The following is a 21,843-nucleotide window of genomic DNA, read 5'->3' as shown; positions in this document are numbered from 1 at the left end:
CCAAGAGTAGGCATTTTAGCTAATATAATGTTTTTGCCCCTGTAAACGGCCAGGCGTATGGATAAGCAATCTCATTTAAATTGGCTCCGGCTGGATATTAGTTCACTACCACGGCAAATCAAACGAACTGAACACATTAGCTTTAAATTTGCTGATGGCTTGCATATTGCTCCCAGTTTTGATAATCTCGCTTCAAGTAAATCGCTTATCGCTACCTATGAAGCAAGCTAGAAGGCCCAAAGAAGAACGTTGGAAGAGCTTCGTCAATTAAACCAGACTGCCGAATTCCAATTGAGACAACTAGGGATTTGACTCAAAAACGAGAGATTAATAGTCACGATCATTCTTCCCGCCCCTATCTGACCTGTTGAGAATGGGCAATTCATTAACTCAGACTAGAAATCAACGTCAAGAAACTAACCTTTGTTGAACACTTTGCCTCTAAGGGTTTTTGTCAGTAAATAGCTTTAAGTTTTTTCAATTATTTTTTGCCATTTCAGCCCGTATGTGGAGCCGTTGCACTTGCTTGGCCTGAAAATCTTTTCCGGTAGAGGTAAAGAATCCATCCTTGTTTAATTGCTCGGCGATCTGGGCATACGTCTTGCCCTGGCTCCGTAGATAGGCGACCATTGCCGACACCCGGCGGTTGTTTTAGTTGCTGGCTGCCTTCTGCCGGTTGGTCTCTGCACCCTTGAGCTGCGCCTGGTGCGTCATATTCTCTGGCTTACCTAGGTTTGCACCCTGAGCAATCTTTTCCGCCAGTGCGGCCTTCGTCCGGCCGCTGATCAGTTCGCGCTCGTGTTGGGCCAAAGTCGCAAATATGCCCACAGTCAACGTTGAGGCTTCGGGTAGATCCACACACTGAAAGTTAACGCCCGAGTCCCGAAGCGCGAAAATGAAAGCCACATTACGGCTCAGGCGGTCGAGCTTCGCAATGATCAGCGTGGCGCCGTGTTTCTTGGCCGCATTGATAGCCTGCTGCAACTGCTCGCGCTGGTTGTTCTTGCCAGACTCTATCTCAATAAATTCATCAATGATTGGGGCATCTTTGACAAAGCCCGCAACGGCCGCCTTCTGCGCGTCAAGCCCTAGCCCTGACCGGCCCTGCTTTGCCGTCGATACCCTGTAATTAGCTACGTACTTCCGTTCTCCTACCTGTTGAGCTGCCTTTTTTGCCATGGCGTACATAACTTATCTAGAGGCAAACACTAATGTGGTCAAGCAATCTTGATTGTAGCAGGAGGTAATCGAGTTTTCAATTTTGTAACCCATGCTATAAGCCGTGGAGATTCTCTTTTTAACTTCATTGTGATTAAATGCCGCATGACGAATAGAAACTACATCCTGGATACTGACCTGGGTTTGTCCATGACTTTGCGTACATGATTGAATAAACCCTGCTACTCCGATGGCAACGAACGTAAATATTCTTTTCATACGTATTACCCGTTTCGCCGGTAGTGCAGCATTTATAGTGAGACCTAAAAGATGGTGAGAATAGCCTGAATTGACAAGACTTAATCGAACGTACAAGAGTTCTCATAGGGCCGTGTGTACAACGTACTCACCTTTAAGTGCCTGATTTATACTCACGTTATACGTATTTTTTGCTATCTTTAGTAGTACGTAACCAACTTACTAAAACAATGAAAGACAGCAGTTTGAACATTAAAATTAGCAGCAAGCTCAAAGCTGAGTTATGGCATCCTGTGAGGAGCGCGAGATAAGCGCGTCTGACGCCATCCGTGATTTAATTGCAAAAAGTGTAAGAAATTACAAAAATAGTCGGGGGGAAATGGCTATTGTGGACGAGTAACAACCCCAAATTGTGTATCAAACGGCGTATCAAAGAAAAAGCCACTCTTTTAAAATGAGTGGCTAATCTACTGATTATCAAGTGATCCCGTTTGGATTCGAACCAAAGACCGACTGATTAGAAATCAGTTGCTCTATCCAACTGAGCTACGGGACCTGAAATGGACGGATGAGCCGGCGGAATGCTGCCGTTCAGGGCGCAAAAATACAACAATGGCCGCAATTCGCAAGAAAACCCCACCTGATTTCCGCCCATCCGGTTGCCCGTCGTCTGGCTGGCAGCCTCTACCGTCAACGCCATTGCAGCAATCCGTTACTGAAACCTGCTTCGGCAGCCCTCATTTCGGGAAAAGCCGCACCACCACCCGCCGGTTTTTGGTCTTGTTTTCCTCGGTGTCGTTGGGGGCAGCGGGCGAGTCGGGGCCCCGCCAGGTCGGTGAAAGCTGGTGGGGTTGAATGCCTTTCTGCTGCAAATAGCTGGCAACAACGCGGGTCCGGTACTCGGACAGGGTCAGGTTCAGATCCCGGTTTCCAACGTTGTCGGTATGGCCGGTCAGCTGGGCGACCAGACCCCGTTGCCGGATGAGGAGCCACGAAATGGAGTCCAGTTTTCCTTTGGCGTCTTTTCGCAGGGTGTAGTCGCTCTGGGCAAAATACAAAACCGTACTGTCGAAAAACCGGTCGGGCCCCGACGCCGTTGGCAAGTTCGGCGACACCGGTTTTGGCAAGCGATTCACCTTGAAATTAAAACCGGGTTCCATCGTAAACTGGTCCGTCAGCAACAAACGCCCGTCTTCCGTCGCGGCCCTCAGTTCATACGTTTCGCCCGGTTTGAAAAGATTCCACTCAAAATACGACAAGGGCACGTCAAACCGGGTTTGAACCGCCCGGTTTTTAGCGACCCGAAATTCGTACTGAATTTTCAGAGTTTCCGGCACGTCATACGCCATCGCCAGCACGTTGTTAAGCCGTAACAGTTTGATTTGATACAGAACGTCTTCGCTTCCGGACGGCCCCACCACCAGCTTGCCCCGGTAGGTCTGGTAACCCGCCGAGCGCACTTCAAACGCGAAGTTCTCACCCGGTTTTAGCCCGACCGCCGACGGAATCCGGACCGAATCCAATGCCGCACAGTGGGTGCGGCCGCCAGCATCCGTGAAGCAAACGGTGGCCGGCAGACGCCGGAACGTCCGGGCATCTTTCGCCTGAAAGTAAACCTCTTTAGCCCCCTGGGGCGGTTTTTCCGGTTTTTTGCCGGGCGTCAAAACCGCCGGATAGTTTCGGACCACCTGCTGCGAATCCGGGTTGATCATCGGCAGCGAGATCCCAAACCGGTCGTTCTTTCCGGGTTTTCCCACCATATGCACCGGCACAGTTGTCGTTGGGTAGCCTTCAACTTCGAACGTCAAAAACCGGGTCGAATCCGGAAGATGGATGGCAAACTGGCCCACGGCATTGCTTTCGCCGACCTTGATGACTTCCGCCCCCACCGTCGCGCTGATGCGGGCTTTGAGATCGGCGCCGGTCGAAACGTCCCAGCATTGCCCGCTGACGGACAGGGTGTCGGCCCGAACGGCGGAGCTGGGCGGAGGGCAACGAAGCGCGGACAGGCTTACCAGCCCGGCCAGGATGGTTGACAGCATCAAAAGGGAGGGTTAGGGTCGAAATCGAATGGAGTCGTGGTTAGTGCGGATTTCTCTTTTCGGCCAGCCAGTTCGTCAGGATCGACAACGGCCAGAAGAGCGCCGACACAATCGCCTTGTTCCAATTGGGTTTGCCCGGAGTCCGTAGCGCCTTTCCGCAATAATAGGCCAGGATCACGATTGAGATGAACCACGCGAGTGCCATGTCGTTTCGGTGTGAAGTTTCCGTAAGTAGCCCATAATCCGGCATAAAGTCAATAAAACCGCCGGATTGTGATTGTGTTACAATTTCGGCTGTTTGCCAGCTAACCAGTTTTGGTGGCCGAATCATTTACGAACATCGGCTCTTGTGGATAGGTACACGGTATTGCTTTGATCAGAAGGATACAGTTGTGCTTTCTGCCGGATTGACCGAGTTTCGGAATCTGCAACAAGTTTTTGGGGCGGATTTTGTTACTATAAAAACATCAAGTATCAAAACCAAACTAAAACATGCCTATCAAAAGACGCTAAAAATTCCATTTTAAGAATTAAAATTGAACCAGATGTTTACTTCTTTTTTGAAGAATCAAATTCTATTTTTCTTTGAAAACTCATCGGAATTCCTAAATAATTTAATATTCTTTGTTTTTGGTCCGTAGTAGTTGGAAACAAATATAAATAATCAATCACCATTCTTCTCATAATATCTGTAGCAAGAGGTATTTTCAAAAAATCACCATGCAGCTTTTTCATTTCGCTATTAGGAAAATTTCGAAAATGATCTAATTTAATTGAAAAATCTATGAGTTTAACTGAGTTATAATCATTCTTTGACAGTACTTCTTTGTAAATACGTTCTAGATCTTGAGTTCCTGAGGATTCAGAGATTTGCTTTACAAATCCGTAAGTAATTTCGCTAACTATAACGAACAGTATCCTCTTTGCCGCTTGTTCAATTTTCAATTTAGAATCATAATTTTTTTCAGACAAAATTTGGACTATTTGATTAATTAAACTATCTATATTACCCTCTAATGATTTAAAAAAAATGTTTAATGTTCTCAAACCAAGGAAATAAGACTCGTCAACTATGCTATATAGAACTTGGTTTGAAATCTTTCCATAATTGTTTTTTAGAATTTGACCTAGAACTTCTAACATTTTAAATGACAAATTTAATTTTGAAATCATATCCACTTTCGATACATCATCATTCAAGTCAGCAGTTTGAACCAATCCTTCATCTTTGTCGTTTTCATCTTCATCTTTATTATAATTTACCTCATCTCTGTATTCATTAACTGTTCTTGCTTCATAGACTCTATTTGGTAGAGAATTAAGTAACTTTGCAAAAACTTTATTATTCTGTTCAAGTTTAAAAACTTCCAATTCATTGAAAATATCTTTCGAACTCCTCAAGGCTTCTTCTAAAAGAAACTTATGTTTAGAATGATGTGTTAAGAACAGTAGTATATTGGCAAATTCCGTTTGATATATTCTTTTTGTTATCGAGGTAATCATAATTTTAATATTATCATTATCAATATTATCAGACAAATATTTCGAAATAAAAAAATAATAAATATAGGAATATTTAAATTCGAAATTTTTATCATATTCTACCAATATTTTTGCACTACAAAGATTATCGATAATAGTATGAATAGAATGTGTGATGGTATATTTTTCCCTGTATATTTTGTCAAACGAATTCATTTCCTCAATACTTTGGCTTTTCACCTTTTTGTCAAAAAGGTGAAAAGCCAGTTCAGCTAGATAGTTATTATAACTAGTAATTTCATGCTGGGTCTTTAAAATATTCCCAAACGCTTTCTGAATTAAATATTGGTAATAGTGACCAAATGTACTGGCCGTTAAATCAGATGGATTACCGAGTTCAATGGCCTGTAATATAGTTAATATAAAGATAGGGTAATTCGGCACTAAATTCCTTCCAGTTACTGTATTTATAATGGCCTCAGATTCATTCAATTTCCTTATTCTATCTTCCTCAGAAATAATTTCTTGATTTCCAAGAGTGATCCATTTATTTATAAATCTACTCCGTAATAGATGTCCAAATGGTCTTATCCTATAGGTTTTAAATGAAGACATAAGAACACTGTCAGCAGAGTCCTCAGTTAAAAAATCTTCAATTGACATCAAATCATTCCCAGAAATAATTATATTATCATAATATGATTTTAATGAATTAAGAAGCCTACCTTTGTACTTTTTATTAAATTTAACTTTGTCAAAATTATCTATTATAATTACAATTTTTTCTTTAGGAAGTTGATAAAAATATTGGGAACTATCAAAATGATATTGCTTCAAAAACTCGTCAGCCGCTGAACGTCTAAAATCTTCAATACCGGTTTGAGTAATTTTAGATCCTTGGATCAAAATGGGCACAAGAGCTTTAGTATATAATTTATAAAAAATCATTTTCAACAATGAACTTTTTCCAATATTTTCAGGGCCAACAATAGAAATATTTATGTTATTTCCCAAAGAATCTATTACAGATTCTGAATCAAAAATATAATGTACTCTTTCTTTCGAATTTTGCTCATCATAATTTATTTGTTCAATCTTAGGGTACAAAAATATATCTTTTAATCCAACCTGTGAAACATTTGGATGCGTCAGATTCGCTCCAATATCATTTAAAGATTTTTTAAATTCATTGTTTAAAAAAAATGAGTTAATAATTTTAGGCAAACCTCTTTCAAAATGTTGCCTTTCCCTAACGATGTATTATTATATATATTTTCTTCCCATTGGTATTTGTTTATAGAATATTCATTTGTATCTAAATCAAAAAATATTAAATTAAATCCACTTTTGTTAGGATCGTTTGATTCTTGAAAGACGTCTCCTTCAATATACAGAGTATTATTATTTTCAAGGTCAGAGATTAGAGACATTGAGCTCTGATGTTCATGTCCCGTTAAATAAACATCTGAGTTCCTTTCTATGAAAGCTTTAAATTCTCTTCTATTATCAGGATTAAGCCAATGAATAGGATGATGAAATAAAGTGATAATAAGATCAGATGATTTATTGACAATATCCTGGGCCATAAAGTCTATGGGCATAAACATCTGGCCAGGAAGTTCATTTAACTGAGATATGTATGCTGAATTTATACAATTAATACAGATTTCTTTATCGTTTAATTTGAATTTATAAATATTAACAATTTTACTTTCTAATGTGCAATTATCCTTTACACTTAAGCGATTTTGAAAATAAAAAAAATCTTTCTGTGGAGCTGTTAAAATATCAATAATACTATTATCTACAATATCAACTCCATTTGTTTGAATTGATTTTATTAAGGCTTCACGTGAATTATTTTTATTTCTGAAATCACAATCATGATTTCCAGGTATCATAATTGTGTCAACCGGCAATGTTGAATATATTTCTAATTTCAATACTAAATCATAAAAAAAATTATATGCAATTTTGTATTCTCCCTCGGTTCCAGAGAATGCTATATCACCTGTTAATATTAAAAAGACTTTATCTACACCTAATGTATTATTGGCAATAGCTTCAAAAAGTTTTTCAGATTTAGTTAAAACGGGATTATTATTCTCTCTAAAATGTATATCCGATAATTGAATAAACAATACTTTCATTGTTTTTTGCGCTTAAAGTTTATAATCTTGGAAAGATAACTATTTTGTCTAAATTTTTCCAAGATTGGTAACATTTAGTATAAGCGCAAAATATTTTCGTTAAAACGCTTTTTCAATCCGTAATGCCGGGAGAATTCACAGAGGATATCTAAAAATTAACTATCTATAAATCAATGGAAGAATTCAAGTTGCTCGCCGGAATTTAGAGCGATTTGTTGCCATCACTGGCAAGACGGAAAAAGAGTACCAGGAATGGGCCACTGAAGTTAGCAAACGACCGCCCGTCAACACCCCCGGCCGTCGAGTAAATCCTAAACCAATAAACACAAAAAAACCGCCCAAATCCGGAGATTCAGGCGGTTTTTAGCGTCGGGGTGGCAGGATTCGAACCTACGACCTCCTGGTCCCAAACCAGGCGCGATACCGGGCTACGCTACACCCCGAAAACGTTTGAGAGCACAAAGGTACGGTTTTTTGTCAGAAATGAAAACCGGTTTGTGTTTATTCTCACCGTGAGCACGGCTGGCGGAGAGAGAGGGATTCGAACCCTCGGTACCGTTGCCAGTACGACAGTTTAGCAAACTGTTCCTTTCGGCCTCTCAGGCATCTCTCCAGTCACCTCCCAAATCCCGCTTTGGCGTCATTGGGGTCACAAATATAGAAGTTTTCCATCCGTATCGCCAAAGGTTTTCCCCAAAAGTTTCGCAGCAATGGGCCGCCGATAACCAGCCAACCGCTTATTTCCCGTAATTTAGCCCCTTCACGGATGCAGTCCAACGCCCTGGCCGGGCCGCCGATCTGATCCGCCGTCTGCGTGCATGAATTGGAATCACAGCCTGACCCAAACTGAGTATCTGTTTATTGCGGTTTTTCTGCTGCTCTACGGCTACTACTTTTTCCGGACGTTTCGGGTAGCCCGCCAGCTGGGCACCACGGCTTGGGCCACCATCCCGAAATTTTTTCTGCGCACCGGCTACCTGACGCTGCTGCTGATCGCCCTGCTGGGACCGTCGTTCGGGGTGGTCGAAAAAGAACTGATTTCGGAAGGCAAAGACATCTATATCGCCGTGGACCTGTCGAAGTCGATGGACGCACCCGACATTCCCCCTACCCGCCTGGAAAAAGTCAAGTACGAACTCAAACGGCTGATCGAAGCCCTGCCCGGCAACCGCTTCGGCCTGCTGGTTTTTTCCACCGAAGCCTACGTGCACGCTCCGCTCACCTCCGACCAGGGTGCGCTGGCCCTGTTTGTGCAGTCGCTGAACACCCGGCTGGTGCCCGAATCCGGCACCAACCTTTGCTCGGCCGTTGAGCTGGCCCTCCGGAAACAACTGGCCGAAACCTCGGACCTGACCCAAACCAAAGTCCTGATTCTGCTAACGGACGGCGAAGATTTCGGCGAATGCGACCCGGCGCTGGCGGCTCAGGTCCGGCGATACGGCGTGGCGCCCTTTGTCGTGGGCGTCGGCACCGAAAACGGCTCCACCATTCCGACGCCCCGCGGAAATCTGCGCGCCAAAGACGGCACCCTTGTTCATACGCACCTGAACCGGGGCTTCCTGCGCCAGTTTGTGCAGGACACCCGGGGTTCGTACCTCGAGCTGGCGTCGTCGTCGGGCGACCTGAGCCCGCTGATTGCGGCCATTCAGAACCTCGAAAACCGGCTGATCGACCAGCGCAAACTGGAAGTGACCACCAACAAATACTATTATTTTCTGGCCGTGGCGCTCGCCCTGATCGCCATCGACGTTCTGATCACCGTCCGAACATTTAAGCTCTAACCGGCGTTCCCTTTGTGAAAAGAGTTTGTATTTTTGCCGGACGCTTTTAAACCCACTATGACCTATTTGGTTTTATCGGTCCTGCTCTGGTTGTACGACAACCGATCGTTCGATAAGATTTCGCATGATAATGTTGCCCGGCTGGAGGGCTTGCGGGCCTACCAGGCCGGTCAGTACAAACGGGCCGCCGAGTACTACGCGGCCCTGGTCAATTCCACCCTGTTCGTCGAACCGTCGGCCCGGCTGAACCTGGCGCATTCGTATTTTCAGCTTCGGCAGTATGCCCAGGCGCAGAAGCACTACCGCCTGGTGGCGCAGGTCAACCAGCCCGACCTGGCCGCAGCCGCCGAAGTCCAGTTGGGCATTCTCGCCGTAATGCAGGGCGATTCGGCCTCCGCGCTGACCCTGTTCCGAAAAGCGCTGACCACCGTTCCGGCCCTCGAACCGGCCCAGTTCAACTACGAGCTGATCCGAAAAACCTATTCGGGCCAACCGAACCCCCACCTCGCCCAGCGCCCCAAACCCCGGCCCCGGCCAACCCGGACCGAAACCGAGGTGACGCCGGAAAGCGGTCAGGAATCAGGCACGCAGGTGGAACCGGGCGACAACAAGGATGAACTGCTGCGCCGGTTGCGCTCGTTAAATTTGTCGGAGGAACAAGCCCTGTCGATCCTGAATGCCATGCAGGACAATGAAGTGCAGTATATTCACCAGCGCAAACAGGCATCGACGGCCAAAGTCCGTCAGCAATTCAATACCTATTGACGGGCAATCGTCACCGCGTTCATCAACCAACCACAGACTTACCACTGAACATGAATGAAGTAGTTATCGTATCGGCCGTTCGCACGCCCATCGGTAGTTTCGGCGGGGTGCTGGCCCCGCTCTCGGCCACCGACCTGGGCAGCATGGCGATCCGGGCCGCGTATGAAAAAGCCAGTATTCCGCCCGAACTGGTGGATGAAGTAATCATGGGAAACGTGGTGTCGGCCAATCTCGGCCAGGCTCCGGCGCGGCAGGCCACGCTGAAAGCCGGTTTGCCGCCCAGCGTGCGGTGCACCACGATCAATAAAGTGTGTGCGTCGGGCACCAAAGCTATTATGCTGGCGGCCCAGTCCATTCAGCTGGGGCAGGCCGATATCATCATCGCCGGGGGGATGGAAAGCATGTCGAATGCGCCGTACTACGTCCCGAAAGCCCGGTTTGGCTACAAATACGGAAATGCGCAACTGATCGACGGGCTGGCCAAAGACGGTTTGATGGACCCCTTCGACCAGTGCGCCATGGGCGTTTACGCCGATATTACGGCGAAAAAATACAACATCAGCCGCGAAACGCAGGATGCTTTTGCCGTCCAATCGTACAAACGGGTGGCTGATGCGACGGAAAAAGGTAAATTTGGGGCCGAGATCATTCCGGTCGATGTTCCGCAGTCCAGGGGCAGCCTGACGGTCACCGAAGACGAAGAATACAAAAACGTCTTTTTTGACAAAATTCCGAACCTGAAACCGGCTTTCATGCCCGACGGAACGGTGACAGCGGCCAATGCATCGACCATCAACGATGGTGCCTCGGCACTGGTGGTGATGAGCCGGAAAAAAGCCGATGAACTGGGCATCAAACCGCTGGCCCGCATTCTGGGCTACGCCGATGCCGAACAGGAACCGGCCAGTTTCCCGACCAGCCCGACGCTGGCCATTCCGGCGGCTCTGAAACGGGCGGGTCTAAAACCGGACGCGGTTGACTTTTACGAGATTAACGAAGCCTTTTCGGCCGTAGCCCTGGTGTGCAGTCAAATCCTGGAAATTCCGCAGGCCAAACTGAACATCTACGGCGGGGCGGTGGCCCTGGGGCATCCGCTGGGCGCATCCGGCGCCCGCATCGTAACGACCCTGACCAGCATCTTGCAGCAGGAAAACGGCCGCATCGGCACCGTCGGCATTTGCCACGGCGGAGGAGGAGCTTCGGCGCTGGTGATTGAGAAGATTTGATTTAAAAGTGTAAAATGATAAATGATAAATGTTGAATGTAAAAGTGATTTCTCCACAAGCAACTTTTACATTCAACATTTATCATTTTACATTTATAATTAATTTTTCATTCCATGAGCACTGCTGATCAGGCCATAAAAGAGACCAACTTTCATTTTGACGGGCAAACCGGTTTTTACCGGGGCAAAGTCCGCGATGTGTACCATTTTGAAGACCGGCTGGTGATGGTGGCTTCCGACCGGATTTCGGCCTTCGACGTGGTGCTGCCCCGGGCCATTCCGTACAAGGGGCAGGTGCTGAACCAAACCGCAGCCCATTTTCTGAAAGCCACCGCCGACATCGTGCCGAACTGGTTGCTGGATGTGCCCGATCCGAACGTGAGCGTGGGCCTGAAATGCCGTTCGTACCCGGTCGAAATGGTGGTTCGGGGGTATTTGGCGGGCCACGCCTGGCGGGAGTACCGCGCCGGCAAAAGGACGCTTTGTGGCGTTACGCTGCCCGAGGGCCTGAACGAATCCGATCAATTACCCGAACCCATCATCACACCGTCCACAAAAGCGCAGGAAGGGCACGATGAGGATATCTCGCGGGAAGCGATTCTGAAACAGGGCATCGTTCCCGAAAGCGAGTATGTTCAGCTGGAAAAATACACGCTGGCCCTGTTTCAGCGCGGCACCGAGATGGCCGCCGAGCGCGGCCTGATCCTGGTCGATACAAAATACGAATTTGGCGCCCTAAACGGCCAGATTTACCTGATCGACGAAATTCACACGCCCGACTCCTCCCGGTATTTCTACGCCGACTCCTACGCCGAAAACCAGGCGAAAGGCATTCAGCAAAAGCAGTTGTCGAAGGAATTCGTGCGGGAGTGGCTCATCGCCAACCAGTTTCAGGGCAAAGAAGGGCAAACCATTCCGGCGATGACCGACGAATGGATCAGCCAGATCACCAACCGGTACATCGAACTCTACGAAACCGTCACCGGTCAGTCGTTTGTTCGCTCCGAAACCGACACGATTTACCACCGGATCGAAGAAAACATCCGTCGTTCGCTCGCGGTTACTTATTTTTGAAACGGAAAGTTCGTTCCTACTATGAATTACGCAATCGAAAAAAACGAGCAATATACGCTGGTATCGCTCCAAGAACCGGTTTTTGGCGGAGAGGTTCCCGCCACGTTTGAAACCCTCAGCCGCAACCTGTTTCGGGAAGGATACAGCAACATCATCGTCGACATCAGTGGCGTCAATGAAATTGACGATGCGGGGGTGCCCATCATCCGGAAAATCAACCGGCAGTGTACCAACGAGTCCGGCCTGTTTATTCTGGTAACCAAGCAGGATGAGGTGATCGATTACCTCGACGGAGCAAAAATCCCGGATCTGACCATTCTGCCCACCGTGGAGGAAGCCGTCGATGCCGTGTTTATGAACGAACTCGAGAACGATTTCCGCAGCGAAGACGACGATAGCTACGAATTCGGCGGCAGCTCGGAAGACTAGCCAAATCCCGGTCAAGCGAACAAGGCGGTTTTTAAGTTCGGGGACTTAAAAACCGCCTGCGAACCCAGTGCTAGGCCCGGGCCCGTTCCGCCGACTGGTAAATCCGCTCGACGACCTCCTGCAAAACCGCCCCCTGCTCACCCGTGCAAACGTTGGACGGTTTTCCCAGGCAGGCATCCAGAAAAGCCGCCGTGTTTTTGAGCTGAATATCCCGATCTTCCAGATACGGAAAACTCACGTCCGCCAATTCACCCGCCACCTCAGTGTAGAGCGTGAACGGAAACAGCCTGGCCCCGCCTTTGCTGCCAAATACCTCCAGATTCCGGTTGACGTCGGTTTGCGTGTTCAGGGCAAACGACGACGACAGCATGATCGACGCGTTGTTTGGAAACGACAGGTACGCCATGCAGGCATCTTCCACCTCAAACTTTGCCGGGTCCCAGGCCCCCATCAGCCCTTTCCCGCCGGTTTTTCCGATGAAATCGTAGGTGTTGGCCAGAATCTGCGACGGAACGGCGTAATCAAGCGCCGACAACGCCAGGTCGAGGACGTGGACCCCCAGATCCATCAACGCGCCCCCGCCCTGCATGCTTTTGTCGGTAAAATACCCCCAACCCGGAATGCCCCGCCGACGCAGAAAATTGGCCTTGATGTGGTAAATCTCGCCCAGTTGCCCGGCGGTTTTGCTCCGCATCAGCAGTTCCCATTCGCTGGTTTGCCGCAGTTGCAGGTTATACGCCAGCACTAGCCCGTTGCGGGTCGCCAGATCGGCCATTTCCCGCGCTTCGTGGGCGCGCAGCGCGGGCGGTTTTTCGCACAGCACGTGGCAGCCGGCTTCCAGTGCCTGCATCGCGAACGGATAATGCAGGTTGTTCGGCGTGCTGATGACGACCGCATCCGGTTTGCACTGCGCAAGCATCAGGGTGGCATCCGTAAAAGCGTGCGGAATGCCGTGCTTCTGTGCCAGCGCGCCCGCTTTGACGCCATCTCGGCCGCAAACGGCCACCACTTCCGCCAGATCCGGCAGTTGTTTCAGGGCCGGAATGTGATTTTTATCGGCAATATTTCCCCCACCGATGAGGGCCACTTTGAATTTCGGCATCCGGAATACGGTTTTGGGTTTACGGTCTTCGGTAGCCGGTTTTCAGTTTTCGCCAGCGATGCTTCGCCAGGCCGCCGTCTCGGAGCGGCTGGCTTTAAACCGAAAACCGGCTACCGAAAACCGTAAACAGTTAAAGCACCAGGAACTGACTTAGGTAATTACGAGCGGTCAGAATCGCGGTTTGGACGTCTTCGGCGCTGCCTTCGTAGGCTTTGTCTTCCACTTCGATGCAGACCGGGCCGCGGTACCGCACGTCGGTGAGGGCCGCAAAAAAGTCTCCCCAGCGCACATCACCCAAACCGGGCAGTTTCGGCGAGTGGTATTCCAGCGGATTCGCCATGATGCCCACGCGGTCGAGCTTGTCGCGGTACACTTTTACGTCCTTGAGGTGAATGTGGTGCAGCCGGTCTTTGTACTCGTAAAGGGGCCGCACCTCGTTCATCATCTGAAAAATCAGGTGCGACGGATCGTAATTCAAGCCCAGAATCCGGGACGGAATGATCTCGAACATCCGATCCCAGATGGCGGGCGTCGTCGCCAGGTTTTTGCCGCCCGGCCACTCATCGTCCGTAAACCACATCGGGCAGTTTTCGATTCCGATCTTGACGTTATTTTCCTCGGCCACTTTGATGATCGCGGGCCAGTGCTGGGCAAACAGCCGGAGGTTTTCCGTGATGCTCAGCCCCGGATTCCGGCCAATGAACGTGTTGACCACCGGCACGCCCAGCCGGGCAGCCGCCCGGATCACTTTTTTGATGTGTTCGCGGTAGTATTCCGCCTTTTCCGGATCGGGGTCGAGCGGATTCGGGTAATACCCCAGACCCGAAATGTACACGCCGTATTTTTGGGTCAGCAACTGAATGTGTTTGCCGTCGAAATGATCCACGTCGATGTGCGAAACCCCGGCATACCGACGGGCGTCGGCGTTGTCGGTGGGCCAGCACATCACTTCGACGCACTTGAACCGGTGTTCGGAGGCAAATTCCAGCACGTGTTCCAGATCATATTCCGCCAGAATGGCACTTACAAAACCAAGATGCAGCATAAAGAAGAGTTGAGTACGGGTTTTCAGTTTTGGGTTTTCGGTATACGGTTTACGGTATTCGGTTTACAGTATCCGGTTTTCGCCGGGCAACGATTTGTCGGGCAACGATTCGCTGGGCGACGCTTTGACAGCCTGTACACGCCAGGCCGTCAACCGAAAACCGGATACCGAAAACCGCAAACCGTCTGAATATTTCGCCGGTTTTTGGAAACTGAATGCAATTCCGGCAAGTTTACGAAAAATATGACATTCAACCTGACCATCCTCGGCAGCGGCTCGGCCACGCCCGTGCTGGACCGCCACACCACCGCCCAGGTCATTACCGTCGAGGGCGACTATTTTCTCATCGATTGCGGAGAAGGAACGCAGTACCGGCTGATGGAAAATCACCTCCGGCCGGGGCGTCTCAAATACATTTTTATCAGCCACCTCCACGGCGACCATTATTTTGGCCTGGTGCCGCTGCTGTCGAGCCTGAATCTGTCGGGCCGTACGGATGATCTGTGGTTGTTTGGGCCGCGCGGGCTGTGGGAGATCATCTCCGTGCAGTTCCGCTATTCGGACACCAAACTGAATTACCCGATTCATTTTCAGGAAACGAACCCCCAGCAACCGACGCTGCTGCTCGACCATCCGCAGGTGCGGGTGGAAACCATTCCGCTGCAACACCGCATCGATTGTACCGGTTTTCTGTTTCGGGAAAAAAACCGGCGCCGGAAGCTCATTGCCGACAAACTGCCCACCGACCTGCCGGTGGCTTATTACCGGCTGCTGAAAGACGGTCAGGACATTCTGGACGATCAGGGACAGGTGCTGTACAGTTACGAGGAATTCACGCTGCCCGCGCCCCAGCCCCGCTCCTACGCCTTCTGTTCCGACACCCGCTACAACGAAGCCATGTTCGACCAGATTCGCGGGGTGGATTTGCTGTATCACGAAGCCTCATTTCTGGAGGACATGGAAGCGCTCAGCGAAAAATACTTTCACTCCACCGCCCGCCAGGCCGCGTTAACGGCCCGCCAGACCGAGGTGGGCCGGCTGATGATCGGCCATTTTTCGTCCCGCTACAAAACCACCGAGGAATTTCTGGTGCAGGCCCGGGCGGTTTTTCCGGAAACGTACCTGGCTGTTGAAGGCCAGACGACGGAAATCTGAAAATCCGGGATCGCTGGCGAGTCGGTCGCCCGGCAATTGGTCCGAAAATCCCGCAGCGGCTTCCTGTCAAAACCGGTTTAGGACCGTAGTTCACCAAAACTCCGGAAGAGCGTCCTGAACCAAATCAAGGGCGCTCTTCCGGAGTTTTTCTTGGGCTATCCCATTGGTCCTTTTGACCGGGAACCCTGGCCTTACGGTTTTACCACTTTGCGGTGCACAACGCCTTTCGCCGTCTGCACTTTCAGGACGTAAAAACCGGACGGCAACTGGCTGGTATCCAATTGATGCCGGCGGTTTTTGCCGGTTTCCCGAATCAGGGTCGCTCCCGAAACCGTCGTCAGCGTGACCTCCTCGGAATATTCGCCTTCCGGCAACTCGACCGTCAACGACGTGCTGACCGGGTTGGGGTAAAACTTGAGCGCATCGGCCCAGGTCGGCTCGGTTCCCGTCACCGCCAGCACGTTGAATTTCCGTTCAACCGGTGTGGCAGCGGCAAACTGATCGTTACCCGCCTGCGTGGCCCGCACCGTTACCACTCCCGCTTTGGTCGGGGTCAATTTGGTGCCCGAAAGCGTGGCCGGACCGGAAACAATAACGAAGCTGACCGGCAGTTTGGACGAAGCCGTGGCTGCCAGCGTAAACGAACCATCGTCGGCGTACTTGTCGGGGATTTCGTTAAACGTGATGGTCTGGGCGGTTTTGCTGGTTTCGAGCCGCGTGCCGGTGGCATACCAGACCGCCCATTTGGCGTGGTCATACAGCGGTTTTACGTCGCCTTTGGGCGAAATTTTGTCGGCCTGCAATTCAATCATGGCCACCATTTCCACATCACCGGTTTTGTTCAGCGTATTGAAAACCAGCCGGTCGTCCAGCCGCGAATAATCCGGATACCCGATCGTCGTGTTGGTGATAACCGCACTCAGTTTACCGGTTTGCAGATCCCCCGCCAGAATGCTGTAGGTTTCATCGATGCTGTTCAGGTAATCGAACGCAATGATGTCGGGCGAATTTTTCGAATAACTCGGGTTGCCCACGCTCTCGCCTTCTTCCAGTTTGGGAAACAGCTTCAGGATGCTGCCGTCGCCGAATGTATTTCCGGCTTTGTCCCAGACATTGATGAATCCCACATCCCAGTAATTAATGTCGTCGCCGTCGGCATTTTTCAGGCTGTTGTAGGCGTCATACACCAGAAATTCGCCGGAATGATTCCACTCGAACGAGTCGGCATACTCCACTTCGCCCGTGGTCACTCCCTCCGCCGTCGTGGGGTTGAAGAGCGGAAATTTCTTCCATTTTTTCAGGTCGTAGCTGTAGATCCAGATCGACTTATCTTTTTCTTTCGTCAGGGCCGCCAGCTTCTTGCCATCCCGCGAAACGGCCACATTATCCCAGATCGTCTCGTTCGACACCACCACTTCTTCCACCGCGCCGGTCAGGCTCACCGCCCGGATTCGGCCGTCGGTCGTCACGTAATAGGCGGCTTTGCCGTCGTCGGTAATGCTCGGTTTGTGCTTGACTTCCGCCTTGACCCGCGCCGTCAGGTTGCCCGTGCTGATGGGGGCCGTGTAGAGCTTCTGATCGCCCGCGCTGTACAGCATCAGCATATCCGTTCCGTTGTTGGTCGGCAAATCCTTCGGCTCTTCCGGTTTGGTAGTACTTTCAACAATGCCAACGGCGTCGAAGGCATCCTGCGCGGCTTTGGCTTCGGCCCCTCCGGCCCCGTACAGATCGCCCGCCGACCGGATGACCGCCAGCCGCAAATCCAGAAATTTGGACGATAGCGTCAGGTAGTTCGTCAGGGCCCGGTAGTACACCTGCTCGGCTTTGTCTTTCCCGATCTTGTTGGCAAACAAATAGAAGGCATAGTTCGGAATCCCGCTGTTGCCGTGCACCCCGCCGTTGTCGCTTTTGGTCACCAGAAACTGATCCATCGTTTTGGGCTGATACCCCCGCACACTGGGACCGTTTTGGTTTGGATTCGACATGCTCCGCATGGTGCCCGTCGGATAGGCGGTTTTCAGCACCACATCCTCGCCCACGTTCCAGTCGTCGCGGTCGATCATTACGCCGAATACGTCGGCCATCGACTCATTTATGGCCCCCGACTGATCCTGATAAATCAGGTTGGCGGTATTTTCGATCACGCCGTGGGTCATTTCGTGGCCGGCGGCATCCAGTCCACCGGCCAGGGGTTTAAAGCTCTTGTTGCCGTTGCCGTAGCCCATGTAACCGCCATTCCAGAACGCGTTGTCCATGCCCGTACCATCCTTTTCCGCCACGTTGATGATCGAATAGATTGAGCCGCCTTTGCCGTTTAGCGAATTGCGCTTGTGGGCCTTCAGGAAGTATTCGTAGGCCAGACCCGCGTTGGTCTGGGCCGAAATGGCCGTCGGTTTCCAGTCGGAATTGGTCTGGGAAGTCACGTAATACAGGCTCATATTGCCGTCATCGGTGCGCTTGTTCCGGGCGTCGTAGGTCAGGATAACGCCCACCGGTTTTTGGGGCATCGTCGACGATTTGGCATCGAACATGCCCCGGGCGGCATCCATCAGGTAGTAGGTCGAACCCGCCTGGTAGCCGTTGATGTTCTGCGAAATGCCGTTGAGGTCTTTGCTCGTTGCTTTCACCGGTCCATCAACCCCGCAGGTGTGGTTGTATTTGTTCAGGATTGCGCCGGTTTGGGCGTCCACCATGTATTGCCAGCGTTCCACCAGGTTCGGCCGAATCGTGATTTCGTAGGCCAATACGGTTTTATCGGCTACCGGATAGAGGCACAGCGCCCCCTGCGAGGGTTTCATATCGAACAGATTCTGCCCGAACGTCCGCACCACCGATTCACTGCCGACATCCCGGAAAGCGCGCTCGGTGGCCTGTTCCAGCGACAGCCGGGCCGTCACAGTGGCATTTTTGATCAGACTATACTGCCCGTTGAGCAGCGTTACGGTTCCGTTTTTCAGGTGCGCCACCAGCTCCCGGCCATACACCGGAATGCCCTGGAACGTCTGCGCCATCCGGACGTGCGTCTGCCCCAGCTGGTCGGTTTCGGTGCTTTTGATCTGGAATTGATCTTCCGGTTTTTCGACGTTCAGCAGCGTTTTGATCTGGTTCATAAACGCAAAAGCCGAAACGCGGGCACTCACGCGCGCTCCTTTGGCCGAAGCCGGAACCGGAGCGCGGTTTTCGATGTAAATCGGCAGGTTGGTGGCCGTGTCGCGCACCACCCTTAGATGCAGCGGTTGCGTCGAAAAGGAAACCGGGCTGATTCCCGCAGCCACCCGAACGTTGCCGGTTCGGGGCGAAGCCGCCACCTCGGCATTGAGCTTCTGCGCCAGATCGGGCGTGGGGGGCTGCGTTTTCAGCTTCCGGTCAAAACCCGTCGGCGGAGATTGGGCCAGCGCCCCGACGGCACACAGGAGAAAGACAGATGATAAAAATGATTTCATGGGTGTATTTGTTGTAAAAACGGTTTTGTACTCAGGGAGCGGCCGGAATCTGGGCCATGAATTGTTTGTAGAATTTGGTAAACCGGGCGGGTGGTGGTTGCCGCTCATTGCCCCAGGTAACGGTGTGTTCCTGCCGGTTTTTTTTCCAGGTGACAAACTGGTAGCGGTTGCCCGGCTGATCAAAGCGGGTCGTTTTGATTCGGCACCCGGTTTCCAGCTCGTTAAACAGCCGTCGGGTGGTAGCGGCTGATTTTCGGCCCAGGCGGGTATACAGCGAATCCGTGTCGGATTTGGCATACAGGTAGCCGTTTTCCAAGAGGTAATACGCCCGCGATTCGCCCGTAAATCCTCCCCCCTCACCGACAATAAGCTGGCGGTTTTTGTACGAAAACGGGTATCGTGAACCGGCGGATGCGGTCTGGGCGATACCGGTCCCGCCAGTGAGCAACATGACAACTCCTATGATGACTGTTTTCAGCATGATGCGGATGATTCTGAACGGAACGAAGGTAGACGACAGAACGCGATTGCCGCCACAATTGTACGAATGAGTCGTCAAAAATTGGTACTGAAGTGTACAAGCTTGATCAAACGGTAATATGAGCAGCCGACAAACGTAATTTTTCTTATATTTGACTGGTATTTTACCATCCTGTCCCCAGCTTATTTCGAATGAACTTTACGTATTCAATGGCGGTTGTCATTCCTACGTACAATCGGAAAACGTACTTAGAACTCTTGCTGAATCAACTCTTTCAGCAACAAACCGGCCCCTTTTCGCTTGAAATTGTGGTGGTCGTCGACGGGTCTACCGACGGTACGGTCGCCCTGCTGCAACAGGATTATCCGCGGGTTCATGTGGTCCGGGGACCCGGAAACTGGTGGTTTACCAAATCCGTCAATCAGGGCATTGGGTTTGCCCAAACCCATCTTTCCTGCGATCACGTCCTGATCCTGAACGACGATTCGTACGTTGAGCCGGATTATGTCCGGAATCTGGTGCAGGCGCAGCACAGGGCGGGCAAAAACGCCATTGTGGGCAGCCTTTCCGTGACTTACGAACAACCCGCCCGGATCACGTTTGGCGGCACCCGAAAAACCATTCTCTGGTCGATGAAAACCGTCAATTACCTGGAATCGTTTGCCCCCTTTCAGCGGGAGCGGTTTTCCGGAAATTATCCGACGCAGGCCCTCAACGGTCGCGGCACGCTCATCCCCTTTTCGGTTTTTGACCAGATCGGTCTGCTCGACGAACGGCGGTTTCCGCAGTACGGTTCGGACGACGACCTGGCCCTTACGGCGCTGGCGGCCGGAATCCCGGTTTTTATTTCGTGGGATGCGGTAGTCTATGACCGGGTTTCGTTAACGGCCGCCGGAACCGCTTACCTGAAACCGGCTTTTCCGGTTTTTTTCAAAAGTTTTTTTAATCGGTATTCCGTAAACTCGATTCAAAAAACGATTCATTTCTACCGAAAACACGGTTTGCCGCTGCTCTGGCCACTCAGTGTCGGCATTTTCGTGGTGGCAACCTGGCGGGCTTACTTCTGGAAATACCGCAACCTCGACCCCAGCTAATTCGTTATCCAATGAGCAGCCTGCGAGAACCGTTATGAACTACCTCATCCTGTCCCCCACTAAAAATGAAGAGAAGTACATCGAAAGGACCCTACAATCCGTTTGTTCCCAGACGGTTACGCCCCAGAGATGGATTATCCTGGATGACAACTCAACCGACAGAAGCCCCGAAATTATTCAGCGCTACCAGCGGCAGCATCCCTGGATTGACGTCATTACGCTCCGGGATTTCCGGCCCGACCTGCAGACCACCGGCGGCCGCAGCGGAGCCCTGCTCAACCACGCCCGGGAACTGATCCGGGATGAACCCGTCGATTTTGTCGTCAAGATCGATTCTGACATTTCGTTTCCGGCGGATTTTTTTGAACAGATTTTCGCCGAATTTCGCCAAAACCCGCAATTGGGGCTGGCCTCCGGTCATCTGGTACAGGACGGCCTTCCGGAAGAAATCACCGACTGGACGGGGGTGCGGGGCGCCACCCGAATTTACCGCCGGCGCTGTTTCGACGAGATCGGCCCGTTTTACACCATCCGCGGGGAGGATGAAATCGATACGTTTTTGGCCCGGCTGAAAGGCTGGGAAACCCGCACGCTCCCCTACCATTTTTACCACCTGAAGCCGGAAGGAATCCGGCACAACTCCCTTACGAACCACTACGAAACCGGCGAATTCAAAGGCCGGATTCCGTACCGCTTCGATTTCTTCCTGCTGACCCTACTTAAAAATGCCGTCAAAAAACCGCTGCTTCTGGGCGCCCTGATTCAGTTGATGGCCTACATCCGAACGCGCTGGGTAGCGGCTGATCGCCCGTTTGGCACGGATCTGACCGGCTACATTCAGCGTCTACAGAAGAAAAAACTGCAATCGGGCTGGACAAAAACCGTCGGCAAACTACTACCGGGGCTGATTGGCCGTATTGGGCTGGAAGTTGAGCTGGAATACCTCCCCCTGCTTGAACAGGTAGCCCAACTATCTATTTAGGAGTAGAAAAAACCGCAAAAAAAGCGGTTTTTTCCTATTTAGACTTCTTCAAATTTTCGGTAAAATCTCTCAAAATTATTCACTAACCAAGAGTATTTTGCACCGAAATCATAAAATGATTGATGCAAATGAAATTCCGCATTTCGGTCTTTTCACAAAATATATTTTAATGTAACT

General features: G+C 50.5%; 20 protein-coding genes and 3 tRNA genes. 9 read left to right on the top strand and 14 right to left on the bottom strand.

Annotation, left to right across the window (positions count from 1 at the left end; translation table 11 throughout):
- The first annotated feature begins 57 nt into the window (after positions 1-57).
- Positions 58-231, top strand: a complete 174-nt coding sequence (locus tag ACYVHX_RS22150) for a hypothetical protein (RefSeq protein ID WP_460673876.1) — start codon at positions 58-60, stop codon at positions 229-231.
- Positions 232-477: 246 nt separating this feature from the next.
- Here the strand turns inward: ACYVHX_RS22150 and ACYVHX_RS22145 are convergent, their stop codons facing one another.
- From ACYVHX_RS22145 to ACYVHX_RS22100, 10 genes are all read right to left on the bottom strand, one after another.
- The gene (locus ACYVHX_RS22145; RefSeq protein WP_460673875.1) at positions 478-630 is read right to left on the bottom strand and encodes a recombinase family protein; all 153 of its coding nucleotides are present in this window, start codon (positions 628-630) and stop codon (positions 478-480) included.
- 21 nt (positions 631-651) lie between these two features.
- Positions 652-1,179, bottom strand: coding sequence for a recombinase family protein (locus tag ACYVHX_RS22140; protein ID WP_460673874.1), 528 nt, complete (start codon positions 1,177-1,179; stop codon positions 652-654).
- 12 nt (positions 1,180-1,191) lie between these two features.
- Entirely contained in the window at positions 1,192-1,437 is a 246-nt protein-coding gene (locus ACYVHX_RS22135; RefSeq protein WP_460673873.1) for a hypothetical protein, read from the bottom strand.
- A gap of 461 nt (positions 1,438-1,898) precedes the next feature.
- Positions 1,899-1,972, bottom strand: a tRNA-Arg gene (locus ACYVHX_RS22130).
- A 181-nt stretch (positions 1,973-2,153) separates the two neighbouring features.
- Positions 2,154-3,458 carry an OmpA family protein gene (locus ACYVHX_RS22125; RefSeq protein WP_460673872.1) on the bottom strand — a complete coding sequence of 435 codons (1,305 nt, stop codon included), beginning with the start codon at positions 3,456-3,458 and terminating at the stop codon, positions 2,154-2,156.
- 40 nt (positions 3,459-3,498) lie between these two features.
- Positions 3,499-3,663, bottom strand: a complete 165-nt coding sequence (locus ACYVHX_RS22120; RefSeq protein WP_460673871.1) for a hypothetical protein — start codon at positions 3,661-3,663, stop codon at positions 3,499-3,501.
- 344 nt (positions 3,664-4,007) lie between these two features.
- On the bottom strand, positions 4,008-6,164 hold the full coding sequence (locus tag ACYVHX_RS22115; protein WP_460673870.1) for an NACHT domain-containing protein: 2,157 nt from the start codon (positions 6,162-6,164) through the stop codon (positions 4,008-4,010).
- Complete coding sequence (locus ACYVHX_RS22110) at positions 6,134-7,090, bottom strand: metallophosphoesterase family protein (RefSeq protein WP_460673869.1); 957 nt, start codon at positions 7,088-7,090, stop codon at positions 6,134-6,136. The genes ACYVHX_RS22115 and ACYVHX_RS22110 overlap by 31 nt, the downstream gene beginning before the upstream one ends.
- 369 nt (positions 7,091-7,459) lie before the next feature.
- A tRNA-Pro gene (locus ACYVHX_RS22105) sits at positions 7,460-7,533 on the bottom strand.
- Positions 7,534-7,613: 80 nt separating this feature from the next.
- Positions 7,614-7,703 (bottom strand) — tRNA-Ser (locus ACYVHX_RS22100).
- A gap of 205 nt (positions 7,704-7,908) precedes the next feature.
- On the opposite strand from ACYVHX_RS22100, the gene ACYVHX_RS22095 reads away from it, so the two are divergent.
- From ACYVHX_RS22095 to ACYVHX_RS22075, 5 genes are all read left to right on the top strand, one after another.
- On the top strand, positions 7,909-8,871 hold the full coding sequence (locus ACYVHX_RS22095; protein WP_460673868.1) for a VWA domain-containing protein: 963 nt from the start codon (positions 7,909-7,911) through the stop codon (positions 8,869-8,871).
- A gap of 57 nt (positions 8,872-8,928) precedes the next feature.
- On the top strand, positions 8,929-9,636 hold the full coding sequence (locus ACYVHX_RS22090; RefSeq protein WP_460673867.1) for a tetratricopeptide repeat protein: 708 nt from the start codon (positions 8,929-8,931) through the stop codon (positions 9,634-9,636).
- 50 nt (positions 9,637-9,686) lie between these two features.
- Positions 9,687-10,862, top strand: coding sequence for an acetyl-CoA C-acyltransferase (locus ACYVHX_RS22085; protein WP_460673866.1), 1,176 nt, complete (start codon positions 9,687-9,689; stop codon positions 10,860-10,862).
- Between the two features lie 113 nt (positions 10,863-10,975).
- Positions 10,976-11,935 carry a phosphoribosylaminoimidazolesuccinocarboxamide synthase gene (locus ACYVHX_RS22080; RefSeq protein WP_460673865.1) on the top strand — a complete coding sequence of 320 codons (960 nt, stop codon included), beginning with the start codon at positions 10,976-10,978 and terminating at the stop codon, positions 11,933-11,935.
- A 21-nt stretch (positions 11,936-11,956) separates the two neighbouring features.
- A complete protein-coding gene (locus tag ACYVHX_RS22075; RefSeq protein ID WP_460673864.1) occupies positions 11,957-12,364 on the top strand; it encodes an STAS domain-containing protein in 408 nt (135 codons plus the stop codon).
- Positions 12,365-12,434: 70 nt separating this feature from the next.
- Here ACYVHX_RS22075 and ACYVHX_RS22070 read toward each other — a convergent pair whose 3' ends face one another.
- Both ACYVHX_RS22070 and ACYVHX_RS22065 read right to left on the bottom strand, forming a co-directional pair.
- Positions 12,435-13,466: a Gfo/Idh/MocA family protein gene (locus tag ACYVHX_RS22070; protein WP_460673863.1), complete on the bottom strand. Its 1,032-nt coding sequence runs from the start codon at positions 13,464-13,466 to the stop codon at positions 12,435-12,437.
- A 130-nt stretch (positions 13,467-13,596) separates the two neighbouring features.
- Positions 13,597-14,511, bottom strand: coding sequence for a sugar phosphate isomerase/epimerase family protein (locus ACYVHX_RS22065; protein ID WP_460673862.1), 915 nt, complete (start codon positions 14,509-14,511; stop codon positions 13,597-13,599).
- Between the two features lie 243 nt (positions 14,512-14,754).
- On the opposite strand from ACYVHX_RS22065, the gene ACYVHX_RS22060 reads away from it, so the two are divergent.
- Positions 14,755-15,666, top strand: coding sequence for a ribonuclease Z (locus ACYVHX_RS22060; RefSeq protein WP_460673861.1), 912 nt, complete (start codon positions 14,755-14,757; stop codon positions 15,664-15,666).
- Positions 15,667-15,857: 191 nt separating this feature from the next.
- Here the strand turns inward: ACYVHX_RS22060 and ACYVHX_RS22055 are convergent, their stop codons facing one another.
- Together ACYVHX_RS22055 and ACYVHX_RS22050 are read right to left on the bottom strand one after the other, a co-directional pair.
- Positions 15,858-19,109, bottom strand: coding sequence for a M4 family metallopeptidase (locus ACYVHX_RS22055; RefSeq protein ID WP_460673860.1), 3,252 nt, complete (start codon positions 19,107-19,109; stop codon positions 15,858-15,860).
- 31 nt (positions 19,110-19,140) lie between these two features.
- On the bottom strand, positions 19,141-19,590 hold the full coding sequence (locus ACYVHX_RS22050) for an FAD-binding oxidoreductase (protein WP_460673859.1): 450 nt from the start codon (positions 19,588-19,590) through the stop codon (positions 19,141-19,143).
- A 191-nt stretch (positions 19,591-19,781) separates the two neighbouring features.
- Between ACYVHX_RS22050 and ACYVHX_RS22045 the strand changes: the two genes are divergently transcribed.
- Positions 19,782-20,684: a glycosyltransferase family 2 protein gene (locus ACYVHX_RS22045; RefSeq protein WP_460673858.1), complete on the top strand. Its 903-nt coding sequence runs from the start codon at positions 19,782-19,784 to the stop codon at positions 20,682-20,684.
- A gap of 34 nt (positions 20,685-20,718) precedes the next feature.
- On the top strand, positions 20,719-21,666 hold the full coding sequence (locus tag ACYVHX_RS22040) for a glycosyltransferase family 2 protein (RefSeq protein ID WP_460673857.1): 948 nt from the start codon (positions 20,719-20,721) through the stop codon (positions 21,664-21,666).
- Positions 21,667-21,843 lie beyond the last annotated feature (177 nt).

The sequence above is a fragment of the Larkinella ripae genome, from assembly GCF_054780775.1.
Note: the sequence above shows the minus strand (reverse complement) of the source record. Positions and strands in the feature narration are given on the sequence as shown.

Excerpts from the sequence above, each read along its gene's own strand:
- ACYVHX_RS22150 (WP_460673876.1), top strand. The coding sequence starts at position 58 with ATGGATAAGCAATCTCATTTAAATTGGCTCCGGCTGGATATTAGTTCA.
- ACYVHX_RS22145 (WP_460673875.1), bottom strand. The coding sequence starts at position 630 with ATGGTCGCCTATCTACGGAGCCAGGGCAAGACGTATGCCCAGATCGCC.
- ACYVHX_RS22140 (WP_460673874.1), bottom strand. The coding sequence starts at position 1,179 with ATGGCAAAAAAGGCAGCTCAACAGGTAGGAGAACGGAAGTACGTAGCT.
- ACYVHX_RS22135 (WP_460673873.1), bottom strand. The coding sequence starts at position 1,437 with ATGAAAAGAATATTTACGTTCGTTGCCATCGGAGTAGCAGGGTTTATT.
- ACYVHX_RS22125 (WP_460673872.1), bottom strand. The coding sequence starts at position 3,458 with ATGCTGTCAACCATCCTGGCCGGGCTGGTAAGCCTGTCCGCGCTTCGT.
- ACYVHX_RS22120 (WP_460673871.1), bottom strand. The coding sequence starts at position 3,663 with ATGGCACTCGCGTGGTTCATCTCAATCGTGATCCTGGCCTATTATTGC.
- ACYVHX_RS22110 (WP_460673869.1), bottom strand. The coding sequence starts at position 7,090 with ATGAAAGTATTGTTTATTCAATTATCGGATATACATTTTAGAGAGAAT.
- ACYVHX_RS22095 (WP_460673868.1), top strand. The coding sequence starts at position 7,909 with ATGAATTGGAATCACAGCCTGACCCAAACTGAGTATCTGTTTATTGCG.
- ACYVHX_RS22090 (WP_460673867.1), top strand. The coding sequence starts at position 8,929 with ATGACCTATTTGGTTTTATCGGTCCTGCTCTGGTTGTACGACAACCGA.
- ACYVHX_RS22085 (WP_460673866.1), top strand. The coding sequence starts at position 9,687 with ATGAATGAAGTAGTTATCGTATCGGCCGTTCGCACGCCCATCGGTAGT.
- ACYVHX_RS22080 (WP_460673865.1), top strand. The coding sequence starts at position 10,976 with ATGAGCACTGCTGATCAGGCCATAAAAGAGACCAACTTTCATTTTGAC.
- ACYVHX_RS22075 (WP_460673864.1), top strand. The coding sequence starts at position 11,957 with ATGAATTACGCAATCGAAAAAAACGAGCAATATACGCTGGTATCGCTC.
- ACYVHX_RS22070 (WP_460673863.1), bottom strand. The coding sequence starts at position 13,466 with ATGCCGAAATTCAAAGTGGCCCTCATCGGTGGGGGAAATATTGCCGAT.
- ACYVHX_RS22065 (WP_460673862.1), bottom strand. The coding sequence starts at position 14,511 with ATGCTGCATCTTGGTTTTGTAAGTGCCATTCTGGCGGAATATGATCTG.
- ACYVHX_RS22060 (WP_460673861.1), top strand. The coding sequence starts at position 14,755 with ATGACATTCAACCTGACCATCCTCGGCAGCGGCTCGGCCACGCCCGTG.
- ACYVHX_RS22055 (WP_460673860.1), bottom strand. The coding sequence starts at position 19,109 with ATGAAATCATTTTTATCATCTGTCTTTCTCCTGTGTGCCGTCGGGGCG.
- ACYVHX_RS22050 (WP_460673859.1), bottom strand. The coding sequence starts at position 19,590 with ATGCTGAAAACAGTCATCATAGGAGTTGTCATGTTGCTCACTGGCGGG.
- ACYVHX_RS22045 (WP_460673858.1), top strand. The coding sequence starts at position 19,782 with ATGAACTTTACGTATTCAATGGCGGTTGTCATTCCTACGTACAATCGG.
- ACYVHX_RS22040 (WP_460673857.1), top strand. The coding sequence starts at position 20,719 with ATGAACTACCTCATCCTGTCCCCCACTAAAAATGAAGAGAAGTACATC.